The sequence below is a fragment of the Roseomonas genomospecies 6 genome, from assembly GCF_008365375.1.
GTDB lineage: Bacteria > Pseudomonadota > Alphaproteobacteria > Azospirillales > Azospirillaceae > Azospirillum.
Genome location: NZ_QOKW01000017.1, coordinates 42,440 through 55,592, shown reverse-complemented (window position 1 = coordinate 55,592; position 13,153 = coordinate 42,440). Strand labels below are relative to the sequence as shown.

Here is a 13,153-nt window from a genome sequence, read left to right as displayed (position 1 = left end):
CCCGTCACCACCATGCGATTGCCGTGCCGATGCTCGCGTGGAACAGGGCCAGCACCGGGGCCGCGGCGAGCAGCCCGTCGATGCGGTCCAGGATGCCCCCGTGACCAGGAATGAGATGGCCGCTGTCCTTCACGTTGTAACGACGCTTGACCGCGGATTCGAAGAGGTCACCCGCCTGCGCCACGACGGCCAGGATGGCACCAACCGCAAGAGCCAGCAGAGGCTTCTGCGCCCCCGCGGCCAAGGCCACCCCCCACCCCACCAGAGCGGAGGATGCCATGCCGCCGATCAGGCCGGCCCAGGTCTTCTTCGGGCTGATGCGCGGGGCCAGTTTCGGCCCGCCGATGGTCCGCCCCGCGGCGTAGGCGCCGATGTCGGTCGCCCAGACCCCCAGCATGGTGAAGAGGAACAGCGCAAGGCCGGACTCCGGATCGTCGCGCAGCCACATCAGCCCGGCCAGACCGGCCACGATGTAGAGGATGCCGCCCCCGGCCAGCCCGCGATCCGGGCCGCCGGACGCCAGCGCCACGGCGGCGGTGGCCGCAAGGGCGACGGCAACCGCCGCCCAAGGTCCCGCAGCGAGTTGAGCGGCGAGGGCCAGCAGAACGCCGGCAACCGATAACCCAATGGCGACGCCCCGGCGGCGGCAGGGAACGAGATTGCCCCACTCCACCGCGGAGGCCACGGCGCCGAGCGCGATCAGGGCGAGAAAGGCCCACCCGCCGGCCCAGACGGCGCCGAGCACGAGCGGCGCCAGGACGAGCGCCGAAGCGGCGCGCGTCTTCAGGTCGCCGGATTTAGCGGATGCCGGTGGTTGCGCCGAAGCGACGTTCCCGTCGGTGGAACTCTTCAATCGCCGCCTCCAGGTCGCGCTTGCTAAAGTCGGGCCAGAGCGTGTCCACGAAGACCAGCTCGGCGTAAGCCGCCTGCCAGAGCAGGAAGTTGCTGATGCGCTTCTCGCCGCTGGTGCGGACGATCAGGTCGGGGTCGGGGATGTCGGCGGTGAACAGATGTTCGGAGAACCGATCCTCGGTGATGTCCGCGGGATCGAGCGCGCCCGCCCTCACCTCTTCGGCCAGACGCCGCGCCGCCAGCGTGATCTCCTGACGTGAGCCGTAGCTCAGAGCCACCACGAGCGTCAGCTTCCGGTTGTCGCCGGTCAGGGCCTCGGCGTTTTCGATCAGCGCGGTGATGTCGTTCGACAGGCGCGACCGGTCGCCGATGACGCGCAAGCGCACGCCGTTCCGGTGGAGGTCCGCAATCTCGCTGCGCAGATAGAAGCGCAGGAGTTGCATGAGGTCGGACACCTCCTCCTCCGGCCGACGCCAATTCTCGGACGAGAAGCTGAAGATCGTCAGATAGCCGATCCCCAGCTCGCCCGCGGCCTCGACCGTCCGGCGGACGGCGTCCACGCCCTTTTTATGGCCGGCGGTGCGGGGCAGCCCTCTGGCCTTGGCCCAGCGCCCGTTGCCGTCCATGATCACGGCCACGTGCGCGGGCGGGCGCAGGGGGCGGCTTTCTTCCGCGTCGCGCATGCCGTCAGACCTGCATGATGTCCTTTTCTTTCGCCGCAAGCGCGTCGTCGACCAGCTTGATGTACTGATCGGTCAGCGCCTGGACCTTCTCGCCAAGACCCTTGTGCTCGTCCTGGGAGATGTCGCCGGCCTTCTCGGCCTTCTTCAGCCCGTCCATGCCGTCGCGGCGCACGTTGCGCACGGCGACGCGGGCCTGCTCGGCGTACTTGTGGGCGACCTTGGCGAGTTCCTTGCGGCGTTCCTGCGTCAGGTCGGGCAGCGGCACGCGGATCGACTGGCCTTCCGTCTGCGGGTTCAGGCCGAGACCCGAATCGCGGATGCCCTTCTCCACGGCCTTGACCATGCCGCGATCCCACACCTGCACGACGATCAGCCGCGGCTCCGGAACGCTGACGGTGCCAACCTCCTTGAGGTGCATCCTCGCGCCGTAAGCCTCGATGGTGACGGGCTCGAGCAGGCTGGCGGAGGCGCGGCCGGTGCGCAGACCGGTCAATTCCTTGCGAAACGCCTCAAGCGCTCCTTCCATGCGGCGCTTGAGATCCGCCTGGAGGGCCGATGTATCAGACGCAGCCACGGGCTCACTCCGTTTCTTCGTTGATGATCGTAAACTTGCCCCGGCCCTGCATCACCTCGGCGAAGGCGCCGGGCGTGTGGATCGAGAACACGAGTATGGGGATGTGGCTCTCGCGCGCCAAGGAGATTGCGGACGCGTCCATCACCTGGAGATCCTTGGCCAGAACCTCCAGATAGCCGAGACGGTCGTAGCGTTCCGCGTCCTTCACCTTCTTCGGGTCGGCGGTGTAGACGCCGTCCACCTGCGTGCCCTTCAGCAGGGCATCGCAGCCCATTTCCGATGCGCGCAGCGCGGCGGCCGTATCGGTGGTGAAGAAGGGGTTTCCGGTGCCGGCGGCGAAGATCACCACGCGGCCCTTTTCCATGTGCCGGATGGCCCGGCGCCGGATGTAGGGCTCGCACACCGACGACATCGGAATGGCCGACTGCACGCGGGTCACCACGCCCATCCGTTCCAAAGCGCTCTGCATCGACAGGGCGTTCATCACGGTGGCGAGCATGCCGATGTAGTCGGCCGAGGCGCGCTCCATGCCGCTCGCCGCACCCTTCACGCCGCGGAAGATGTTGCCCCCGCCGATGACCAGGCTGACCTGGACGCCCAGTTCGATCACCGCCTTCACCTCGTTGGCGACGCGGTTGACCACCTCCGGATCGAGGCCGTAGTCGCGCTGACCCATCAACGCCTCGCCCGACACCTTCAGAAGGACTCGTTTGAAGCGGATGCCGTCAGCCGGCTCGGTGGTCCCGGTGGTCTGGGCCATGGGGGGCTTTCTCCCGGTTGGTGTGAAGAGTGCGTGCGGCGGGTCGCCGGTTCCTTACTTCTGGCCGGCGGCGGCGGCGACTTCGGCGGCGAAATCGCTCTCCGCCTTCTCGATGCCTTCGCCGAGCGCGAAGCGGACGAAGCCCGTCACCTTGACCGGGGCGCCGATGTCCTTGGCGGCGTTCTCCACCACCTTGCGGACCTTCGTCTCGCCGTCGATCACGTAGGTTTGCTCCAGCAGCACCACTTCCTCGTAGTACTTGCGGATGCGGCCTTCGAGCATCTTCTCGACGATGTTCTCCGGCTTGCCCGACGCGCGGGCCTGCTCGGCGAGCACGTTGCGCTCACGCTCCAGCGCCGAGGTGTCGACGTCGGCGATGTCCAGCGCGTCCGGACGGGCGGCGGCGATGTGCATGGCGATCTGCTTGCCCAGATCGTTCAGCTTGGCGGCGTCGCCGGTGGACTCCAGGGCGACCAGAACGCCGATCTTGCCGAGGCCCGGCGCGATGGCCGAGTGGACATAGGACACGACGACGCCCGCCGGGACCGACAGCTTGGCCGAACGGCGGATGTTCATGTTCTCGCCGATGGTGGCGATCAGGTTGGTCAGCTCTTCCTGCACCGTGCGGCCGGCGTCCGGATAGGCGGTGGCCTTCAGACCCTCGACATCGCCCGAACCGGACAGGGTCAGTTCGGCGGACTTCAGGGCGAAGGCCTGGAACTTGTCGTTGCGCGCGACGAAGTCGGTCTCGGCGTTCACCTCGACGACGGCGCCCGCGGTGCCGGCGGTGGCGACGGCGACCAGGCCCTCGGCGGCGACGCGGCCCGACTTCTTGGCGGCGGCGGCGAGGCCCTTCTTGCGCAGCCAGTCAACGGCGCCCTCGAGGTCGCCCTGGGTCTCGGCCAGCGCCTTCTTGCAGTCCATCATGCCCGCGCCGGTCTTCTCGCGCAGTTCCTTGACGAGCGCGGCGGTAATCTCGGCCATGGTATCGCCCTCTTCCTTCCGAACAGATCCAAGCGGATCGGGTTGATCCAAACAACTCATAAAAAAGGCAGCCGGGCCGTAGGTCATAAGGCCCGGCTGCCCCGTATCACCGGGATCAGGCCTGGGCTTGTTCAGCCGGGGCGGCCTCTTCCTCTTCCGGCAGTTGCTCGGCCGGAGCCTCCTCGGAGGAGCCCACGTCGATGCCGGCGGCGCTCATCTCGGCCTGCAGACCGTCGAGCACGGCGCCGTTCACCAGCTCGCAGTACAGGTCGATGGCGCGCAGGGCGTCGTCGTTGCCCGGGATCGGGAAGGCCACGCCGTCCGGATCGGAGTTGCTGTCGATCACCGCGATGACCGGAATGCCCAGCTTGTTGGCTTCCTTGACCGCGATCGACTCCTTGTTGGTGTCGATGATGAAGAGGACGTCCGGCAGGCCGCCCATCTCCTTGATGCCGCCCAGCGCACGCTCCAGCTTGTCGCGCTCGCGGGTCAGCTCCAGGATTTCGCGCTTGGTCAGGCCCGAGGTGTCGCCGCCCAGACGCTCTTCCATCTCGCGCAGGCGCTTGATCGACTGGGAGATGGTCTTCCAGTTGGTCAGCATGCCGCCGAGCCAGCGGTGGTTGACGTAATACTGGCCGCACTTCGACGCGGCCTCGGCCACCTTCTCCTGGGCCTGGCGCTTGGTGCCGACGAACAGGACGCGGCCGCCGCCGGCGACGACGTCACGGACCGCCTGCAGGGCGCGGTGCAGCGCCGGAACGGTCTGCTCCAGGTCGATGATGTGCACGCCGTTGCGCACGCCGAAGATGTACGGACCCATCTTCGGGTTCCAACGGCGGGTGTGGTGACCGAAGTGGACGCCGGCTTCGAGCAGCTGGCGCATGGTGAAAGACGGAATAGCCATTTGGAAAAGTCCTTTTCCGGTTGCTCCGCCGCGGGCACTGTCCGTTTGACAGGACACCGGATCGGGCCATCGGGGTAAAGCCGAGGGACCGCCAGCCCGCGTGAGGTTTTGACGACGGCGCTTACATAGCCCGCCGCAACCGCTTTGGCAACACCGGTTTGGCAATTGGTTGGGGCAGAATTCGGTGCGGCGCGCACCGCTTCGTCTTGAAAGGTGTGGTCCTTACAGTTCCACCACCTCCACCACGCCCGGCACGGCCTTCAGTGCGGCGCGGCTCTGGTTGGTGATGTTGAAGGAGCCGGGAAGCTGGATCTCCACCTCCTTCAGCGGGTCGATCTCGACCAGCAGGTGGATCTTGCCCTTCCCTCGCGCCAGCCGCTCCAGCATGCCGCGGATGCTCTCCACCGGCGCGTCGTCGCGCACCACCACCTTCAGGCCGTCCGAGACCTGGGCGACGGCGTCCTCCAGCGGCTTCACCTCCTGACAGGTCAGGCGGATGTCCTCGCCGTTCATCTGGACATCGACGGTCATCAGAACCGGGCGCCCGGCTTCCAGCAGGTCGCGGTTGGTCGCCAGCACTTCCGAGAAGACGGTCACCTCGTAGCCGCCGCTGCTGTCGGACAGCTCCACGAAGGCGAAGCGGTTGCCAGACTTCGCGGTCTTCTCCTTCCGGCTGACCACGATGCCGGCGACGCTGCGCCGGGTCGAGCCGCCGCCGGTCACCGCCCCGGCCAGATCCGCCGAGCGCACCACCTTCATGCGGGCCAGCGGACCGGCGAAGGCGTCCAGCGGGTGGGCGGACAGGTAGAAGCCGATGGCGCCGAACTCGTGCTTCAGTTTCTCCAGCGGTTCCCAATCCTTCACCTTGGGCAGGTCCGGCTCCTTCAGACCACCCCCGGCGCCGCCGAACAGGTTGCCGATTCCGCTGTCGCGCTCCGCCGCCTCGGCCTGGGCGTAGCGGATCAGCGTCTCCAGCGCCGCGTGAACCTGGGCGCGGTTCGGGTTGATCCCGTCGAAGGCCCCGGCGCAGGTCAGGTTCTCCAACTGGCGCTTGTTGATGGTCTTCAGGTCGAGGCGCCGCGCGAAGTCGAACAGGCTCTTGTAGGGACCATTCTTGCGCCGCTCCTCCACCACCGCCTTCATGGCGGGCAGGCCCACACCCTTCACGGCGGCCAGCGCGTAGCGCACGGCCTTGGTGCCGTCGGGCAGCGCCTCCACCCCGAAGATCGAATCGGATTTGTTGATGTCTGGAGTCAGCAGCTTGATCTTCAGCCGCACCAGCTCCTGGCGGAAGACGTTCAGCTTGTCGGTGTTGCCGAGGTCGAGCGTCATCGACGCCGCCATGAACTCCACCGGGTGGTTCGCCTTCAGATAGGCGGTGTGATAGGCGACCAGGGCGTAGGCGGCGGCGTGCGACTTGTTGAAGCCGTAACCCGCGAACTTGGCCACCTGATCGAAGATCATGCTGGCCTGATCGGGGTCCACGCCCTTGTCCTTGGCGCCCACGACGAACTTGTCGCGCTCCTTGTCCATCTCCTCCTTGATCTTCTTGCCCATGGCGCGGCGCAGAAGATCGGCGCCGCCCAGCGAATAGCCGGCCAGCACCTGGGCGATCTGCATGACCTGCTCCTGGTAGATCATGATCCCGAAGGTTTCCTTCAGGATCGGTTCCAGGGCCGGGTTCATGTAGTCCGGCGGCTCGTCGCCGTTCTTCACCTTGATGTATTTGGGGATGTTGTCCATCGGGCCGGGGCGGTAGAGCGACACCAGCGCGATGATGTCCTCCAGCCGGTTCGGCTTCAGCCGGCGCAGCACGTCGCGCATGCCCGAACTTTCCAACTGGAACACGCCGGTCGATTCGGCGCGGCCCAGGATTTCGTAGCTTCGGGGGTCGTCCAGCGTGACCGTGGTCAGGTCCGGCTTGTCCTCGATCAGGTCCACCGCGGTCTTGAGGACGGTGAGCGTCTTCAGGCCCAGGAAGTCGAACTTCACCAGCCCGGCCTGCTCCACGAACTTCATGTTGAACTGGGTGACCGGCATGTCGGAGCGCGGATCGCGGTACAGCGGCACCAGATCGTGCAGCGGGCGGTCGCCGATCACCACGCCCGCGGCGTGGGTCGAGGCGTGGCGGTACAGACCTTCCAGCTTCAGCGCGATGTTGACGAGGCGCGCCACCGTCTCGTCCCCGTCGCGGGCCTGGCGTAGCATCTCCTCGCTGTCCAGCGCCTGCTGGAGCGTCACCGGGTTGGCCGGGTTGTTCGGCACCATCTTGCAGATCTTGTCCACCTGCCCATAGGGCATCTGGAGCACGCGCCCGACGTCGCGCAGCACGGCGCGCGCCTGGAGCTTACCGAAGGTGATGATCTGGGCGACGCGGTCGTAGCCGTACTTGTCCTGGACGTAGCGGATCACCTCCTCGCGGCGGTCCTGGCAGAAGTCCACGTCGAAGTCGGGCATCGACACGCGCTCGGGATTCAGGAACCGCTCGAACAGCAGGCCGAAGCGCAGCGGGTCCAGGTCGGTGATGGTCAGCGCCCAGGCGACCACCGATCCCGCGCCCGAACCGCGACCCGGCCCCACCGGGATGTCGTGCGCCTTGGCCCATTTGATGAAGTCCGACACGATCAGGAAGTAGCCGGGGAACTTCATCGACACGATGACGTCCAGCTCGAATTCCAGACGCTCGAAATAGCTCTTCCGGGTCTCCGCGCGCTGCTCCGGCGTCATGTCGGGGTTGTAGACGACGCTGTTCAGCCGCATCTCCAGACCCTCGCGGGACTGGGCGCGCAATTCCTCACCCTCGTCGCGGCCGCCCTCGCAGGGGAAGGGCGGCAGGATGGGCTTGATCGGCTTCAGCAGGAAGGAACAGCGCTTGGCGATGGCGACCGTGTTGTCCACCGCTTCCGGCAGGTCCTTGAACAGCTCCCGCATCTCCTCCGCCGACTTGAACCGGTGGTCGGGGGTCAGGCGGCGGCGCTCGGTCTGGCCGATGTAGGCGCCCTCGGCGATGCAGAGAAGCGCGTCGTGCGCCTCGTACATGTCCTCGGTCGCGAAATAGCAGTCGTTGGTGGCGACCAGCGGCAGGTCGTGGGCGTAGGCGAGGTCGATCAGCGCCGGCTCGATGGCGTCCTCGATCACCTGGAAATGGTCGCGGTGGCGCTGAAGCTCGACGTAGAGCCGCCCGGGGAACAGGCGCTTCAGCCGCTCCAGAACCTCCAGCGCCAAATCCTTCTGCCCCTCGCCCAGCAGCCGCCCGACCGATCCGGCGGGGCCGCCGGTCAGGGCGATCAGCCCGGCGGAATGGCCTTCCAGCGCGTCCAGCGCGATCTGCGGCCCGGCCATGGGGTCCGATTCTAGGAACGCCTTGGACACCAGCTTCATCAGGTTCCGGTAGCCCTCCTCCGTCTGGCAGAGCAGGACGAGCTGGTCGGGAACCGCCGCCGCCTTGCCCGGCAGGCCCGGCTTGCCGGCGGCGGGGCCGACTCGGGTGATGCCAAGCACGGTGCCGATGATCGGCTGCACGCCCGAATCCGCGGCGGCCAGCGCGAATTCCAGAGCGCCGAACAGGTTGCCGGTGTCGGTCACGGCGACCGCCGGCATCCCCTTCTTCTGGCAGAGCTTGACCAGCTCCTTCACCTTGATGGCGCCCTCGGACAGGGAATAGGCGGAATGGACGCGCAGGTGGATGAAGTCGGCGTTGGGCATGGCGGGATTGGTCACCGGTTCCGGCGTTCGGGGAAATCTCCCCTAGTCGTCGCGCATCCCGCCCGGCACTGCAAGCGACCAAGCGCGGACACGGCCATGGGGTAAGGGAAGATTCCCCGGTCATGCGTGTTCGTGCTATCCAAAGAGGCAGAGCCACGATCCGAGATGACCCATTCCATGCGCCGTATCCGCTCCGGTGCCGCCCTCGCGGTGCTGGCGGCCATGCTTCTGACGGCCTGCCAGACCACCGGCGCCCCCGCCCCGGTGGCGACGCCCGTTCAGCCGCCGCTCGCCGGGAAGACCGCATCCCCCCTGTCCGACGCGCCGGGGCGTGTCGTCGCGCAGAACAAGGGCTGGGTCGTGCGGGCTCATCCGGCGACCAGGACCGGCTCGGCCTATTGCTACGCCACGCGGGCGGACGACTCCTCCCCCCTCTCCTTCCGGGCGACGGCGAAGAGCGCCGCCATGCTGGTGAACGCCGATCCGCAGGCCCAGGCCAAGGGCACGGAAAGCCGCCTGACCGCCATCTTCCCGGACGGCGAGACCATGGCGCTGGAGGCCAGCCCCCTTCCGGACGGCGGCGTCGTGGTGCCGGTCGAGCTGCCGAAATACGAGGATCTGTTCGAACCCTTCATGCGGTCCCGGGCTGTGACCCTGCAACGGGAAGGCGGCGGGTCGGCCATCGGTGACGTGAATCTGGGCGGCTCCTCCTGGGCGCTGAACGCGCTGGACGAGTGCCGCATCCTCCACACGGACAGTTGAGCGGGCGTCCGGGGATCTGATCCGCGCGCGGCGCAGGGGGTGCCGCGTTGACCGCGGCAGGATGCGCCACTAGCCTTCCCGCATGCGCACCGCCCACATCGCTCTTGCCGTCGCCGTTGCGGCGGTCTGGGGCTTCAACTTCGTCGCCATCAAGGTCGGCCTCGCGGATTTTCCGCCGATCCTGTTCTGCGCCCTGCGCTTCGCTCTGGCAGCCTTGCCGCTCCTGGTGCTGGGTCTGCGCGGCGGCCCGCCGGTGCCCTGGCGTTTCATCCTGGGCATCGGGTTGGTGCTGGGGGTGGTGAAGTTCTCGCTGCTGTTCGTCGGCATGGACATCGGCATGCCGGCGGGGCTGTCGTCGCTGGTGCTGCAATCGCAGGCCTTTTTCACCGCCCTGTTCGCCGCGGTGGTGCTGGGCGAACGGCCCGGCCCGAAGCAGATTCTCGGCATGGCCGTGGCCTTCTCCGGCATCGGCCTGATCGCCTTGGAAATGCCGGCGGGCGACTCGCTGCTCGGGCTGGGGCTGGTGATCGCCGCCGCCGCTGCCTGGGGCGTGTCGAACCTGCTGATGAAGCAGGCCAAGGCGCCGGACCTGTTCCGCATGATGCTGTGGGTCAGCGCGGTCCCGCCGATCCCGCTGCTCCTGCTGTCGCTGGGGCTGGAGGGGCCGGACCGGGTGTGGCACGCGCTGACGCACCTGACGCCGCTGGGCATCGGGGCGGCGGCCTACATCGCCTTCGGCGCGACCCTGTTCGGCTTTGCCGCCTGGGGCTTCCTGCTGCGCCACCATCCGGCCAGCCTCGTGGCGCCCTTTTCCCTGCTGGTGCCGGTCTTCGGCATGAGTTCCAGCGCGCTGTTCCTGGGAGAGAGCTTCACGCCGCTGAAGCTGGCCGGCGCGCTGCTGGTCCTCGCCGGGCTGGCGGTGGCCGTGCTGAAGCTGCCTTCCCCACGGCCCGCCACCACTCAACCTTGACGGATCAGGTCAGGTTCTTCTTCAGGAACTCCACCGAGCGGTTCCAGGCGAGATCCGCCGCCTCCTTGTTGTAGCGCTCCGCCGACGTGTCGTTGTGGAAGGCGTGGTTGACGTCCTCGTACATGAACAGCTCATAGGACTTGCCCGCCTGCTTCAGAGCGCCCTCGTAGGCGGGGACCTTGGCGTTCACGTTCTTGTCGAGCCCGGCATAGTGAAGCTGGAGCGGCGCCTTGATGGTGGTGACCAGCGCCGGGTCGGGCGACGGGCCGTAGAAGACGACGCCCGCCCGCAGGTCCGGTGCCTTGATGGCCAGCCGATTGGTCATGCCGCCGCCCCAGCAGAAGCCGATCGCCCCCACCTTGGCGTTGGAATAGCGGTAAGCCATGAGGTCGCTCATCGCCGCGATCAGGTTGTTCACCGTCTTGTCGGCGTCGAGCTGGCCGATCATCTCGCGGGCGCGGTCAGGGTCCTGCGGGGTGCCGCCCAGCGGGGACAGCAGGTCCGGCGCCATGGCGACGAATCCGGCCGCGGCCAGCCGCCGGGTCACGTCCTCGATGTGCGGGTTCAGACCGCGGTTTTCATGGATGACCACGACCGACGGCGCCTGCTCCGCCAGCTTCGGGCGCGCCCGGTAGGCCTGGACGTCGCCGGTCGCCCCCTGGTAGGTGACGCGCTCCGTGGCGATGCGCTTGTCGTCCTCCGGGACGGCGGCCGCGAAGGCGTAGTTCGGCTCGATCTGGGAGAGGATGGCGGGAATGGCCGCCGCGCTGCCGGCCAGAATCGCCAGCCGTTCCAGGAAGACCCGGCGCGGCAGCGGTCTGTGCGTGTACTCGTCGTACAGGTCGATGATCTTCTGATCCATCCCTCAGCCTCCCGATTGGTTCCGAACCCAAGCCTGTGCTGGAGTGTGGGGTGCGGCACCGGATCTGACAACGGCAGGGTGCACGGATTTCCTGCCGCCTATGCCGGGTTGGGTGCGTGCTCCACCAGCAGCCCGTCGCGCATTTCCAGCACGCGGTCCATGCGCTGCGCCAGTTCCAGATTGTGGGTGGCGATCAGCGCGCCGACGCGGGCCTGCCGCACGATGGCGGTCAGCATGGCGAACACGCCGTCCGCCGTGTGCGGGTCCAGATTGCCCGTCGGCTCGTCGGCGATCAGCAGCCCCGGCCCGTTGGCGAGCGCGCGGGCGATGGCGACGCGCTGCTGTTCGCCGCCGGACAGCCGGGCGGGACGGTGGCCGGCGCGCGGCTCCAGCCCGACCATGCGCAGAAGCTCCAACGCGCGTTCGCTGGCGGTGCGCTTTGAAACGCCGTTGATCATCTGCGGCAGCACGATGTTCTCCAGCGCGGAGAATTCCGGCAGCAGATGGTGGAACTGGTAGACGAAGCCGATGGAGCGGCGGCGCACCTCCGTCCGCTTGCCGTCGTCCAGCACGGACACGTCGGTCCCGGCGATCCGCACGCTGCCCGACGTGGGCCGCTCGAGCAGGCCGGCGATGTGCAGCAGCGTGGACTTGCCGGCCCCCGACGGACCGACCAGCGCCACCAGCTCGCCCGCACGCACGGTCAGCTCCGCCCCGCGCAGCACCTGAAGCTCCGTCCCCGCCTGTTCGAAGGTGCGGACGATTCCCGACAGTTCCAGCATCGCGTCACTCATAGCGCAGGGCCTCCACCGGATCGAGGCGGGCCGCCCGCCAGGACGGGTAGACGGTGGCGGCGAAGGACAGGCCCAGCGCCATGAAGGTGACCTGGATCACCTCCGACCAGTCGATCTTCGCCGGCAGTTGCGACAGGAAATAGATCTCGGCGTTGAACAGGTTCGTCCCGGTCAGCGCCTGGATGCCCTGGCGGATCGTCTCGATGTTCAGGGCGAAGGACACGCCCAGCAGCAGCCCCAACAGGGTTCCCGCCACCCCCACGGAGGCGCCGGACAGGAAGAAGATGCGCATGATCATGCCGCGGGTGGCGCCCATGGTGCGCAGGATGGCGATGTCCCGACCCTTGTCCTTCACCAGCATGATGAGGCTGGAGATGATGTTGAAGGCCGCCACGGTGATGATGAGCGACAGGATCAGGAACATCACGTTGCGTTCGACCTGGAGCGCGGTGAAGAAGCTGGCGTTCGACTGCTGCCAGTCCACCACCCGCCCCACCCCGGCCACCGCCGCCTGGATGGCGTCGCGCGCCGCGCGGATCTGGGTCGGGTCATCGACGAAGACCTCCAGCGAGGTCACCGCGTCGCCGGTGCGGAAGAAGGCCTGGGCCTCCGGCAAGGGCAGGAAGATGAAGCTGTTGTCGTATTCGAACATGCCGACGTCGAACACGGCGCCGATGGTGAAGCTGCGCATCCGCGGCACGGTGCCGAACGCCGTCACGTTGCCCTGCGGCGCGATCAGGGTGAGCTGGTCGCCGACCACCAGCCCAAGCCGCTGCGCCATTCGGATGCCGATGGCAATGTTGTCCTCGCCGAAGGCCTCCGCCGTGCCGCGCACGATGTTGCGGGACAGGGTCGGCCGCACCCGGAAATCCTCCGGCCGCACGCCGCGCACCACGGCGCCGGAGGCGACCCCCCGCACCGACACCAGCGCCTGCCCCTCCACCGTCGGCGTGACGCCGACGACGCCGGGCACGCCCTGGAGCCGCTGCACCAGCGGGTCGTAATCCGGCAAGGGGCCGCCGCGGACGCTGTAGACGTTCAGATGGCCGTTGAGGCCCAGCACGCGGCCCAGCAGTTCCGCCCGGAAGCCGTTCATCACCGACATGACGATGATGAGCGTCGCCACGCCGAGCGCGATGCCCAGCAGCGAGAATCCGGCGATGACCGAGATGAACCCTTCCTGGCGGCGCGCCCGCAGATAGCGCATCGCGACCATGCGTTCGAAGGCGGAGAAGATCATGCGGCTCCCGATGGGCGAAGAACGGGCGACGGAGGCCCGGCAAAAGCAAAGGCGGCGGACCGC

Annotated in this window: 12 protein-coding genes; 2 read left to right on the top strand and 10 right to left on the bottom strand. The window is 67.8% G+C overall.

What is annotated here, in order from left to right; translation table 11 throughout:
* Nucleotides 1-4: 4 nt before the first annotated feature.
* From DS843_RS20050 to dnaE, 7 genes are all read right to left on the bottom strand, one after another.
* Nucleotides 5-853, bottom strand: coding sequence for a phosphatidate cytidylyltransferase (locus DS843_RS20050; RefSeq protein ID WP_149470604.1), 849 nt, complete (start codon nucleotides 851-853; stop codon nucleotides 5-7).
* Complete coding sequence (locus DS843_RS20045) at nucleotides 798-1,535, bottom strand: isoprenyl transferase (RefSeq protein ID WP_149470603.1); 738 nt, start codon at nucleotides 1,533-1,535, stop codon at nucleotides 798-800. Before DS843_RS20045 ends, DS843_RS20050 begins: the two co-directional genes overlap by 56 nt.
* Nucleotides 1,536-1,539: 4 nt before the next feature.
* Entirely contained in the window at nucleotides 1,540-2,061 is a 522-nt protein-coding gene (frr, locus tag DS843_RS20040) for a ribosome recycling factor (protein ID WP_286192212.1), read from the bottom strand.
* A gap of 52 nt (nucleotides 2,062-2,113) precedes the next feature.
* Entirely contained in the window at nucleotides 2,114-2,869 is a 756-nt protein-coding gene (gene pyrH, locus DS843_RS20035) for a UMP kinase (protein WP_149470601.1), read from the bottom strand.
* A gap of 54 nt (nucleotides 2,870-2,923) precedes the next feature.
* Nucleotides 2,924-3,853: a translation elongation factor Ts gene (tsf, locus tag DS843_RS20030; protein WP_149470600.1), complete on the bottom strand. Its 930-nt coding sequence runs from the start codon at nucleotides 3,851-3,853 to the stop codon at nucleotides 2,924-2,926.
* Nucleotides 3,854-3,968: 115 nt separating this feature from the next.
* Nucleotides 3,969-4,757 (bottom strand): 30S ribosomal protein S2, encoded by a 789-nt coding sequence (rpsB, locus tag DS843_RS20025; RefSeq protein ID WP_149470599.1) that lies wholly within the window; start codon nucleotides 4,755-4,757, stop codon nucleotides 3,969-3,971.
* A 222-nt stretch (nucleotides 4,758-4,979) separates the two neighbouring features.
* Entirely contained in the window at nucleotides 4,980-8,462 is a 3,483-nt protein-coding gene (gene dnaE / locus DS843_RS20020; RefSeq protein ID WP_149470675.1) for a DNA polymerase III subunit alpha, read from the bottom strand.
* Between the two features lie 165 nt (nucleotides 8,463-8,627).
* Between dnaE and DS843_RS20015 the strand changes: the two genes are divergently transcribed.
* Nucleotides 8,628-9,224, top strand: coding sequence for a hypothetical protein (locus DS843_RS20015; protein WP_149470598.1), 597 nt, complete (start codon nucleotides 8,628-8,630; stop codon nucleotides 9,222-9,224).
* 82 nt (nucleotides 9,225-9,306) lie between these two features.
* The gene (locus DS843_RS20010; RefSeq protein ID WP_149470597.1) at nucleotides 9,307-10,194 is read left to right on the top strand and encodes an EamA family transporter; all 888 of its coding nucleotides are present in this window, start codon (nucleotides 9,307-9,309) and stop codon (nucleotides 10,192-10,194) included.
* Between the two features lie 4 nt (nucleotides 10,195-10,198).
* On the opposite strand, the gene DS843_RS20005 is transcribed toward DS843_RS20010, so the two are convergent.
* The 3 genes from DS843_RS20005 to DS843_RS19995 all read right to left on the bottom strand — a co-directional run bounded on the left by DS843_RS20005 (nucleotide 10,199) and on the right by DS843_RS19995 (nucleotide 13,087).
* Nucleotides 10,199-11,056: a dienelactone hydrolase family protein gene (locus tag DS843_RS20005; RefSeq protein WP_149470596.1), complete on the bottom strand. Its 858-nt coding sequence runs from the start codon at nucleotides 11,054-11,056 to the stop codon at nucleotides 10,199-10,201.
* Between the two features lie 98 nt (nucleotides 11,057-11,154).
* Nucleotides 11,155-11,850, bottom strand: a complete 696-nt coding sequence (locus DS843_RS20000) for an ABC transporter ATP-binding protein (RefSeq protein WP_149470595.1) — start codon at nucleotides 11,848-11,850, stop codon at nucleotides 11,155-11,157.
* Entirely contained in the window at nucleotides 11,843-13,087 is a 1,245-nt protein-coding gene (locus DS843_RS19995; RefSeq protein WP_475849258.1) for a lipoprotein-releasing ABC transporter permease subunit, read from the bottom strand. Before DS843_RS19995 ends, DS843_RS20000 begins: the two co-directional genes overlap by 8 nt.
* Nucleotides 13,088-13,153 lie beyond the last annotated feature (66 nt).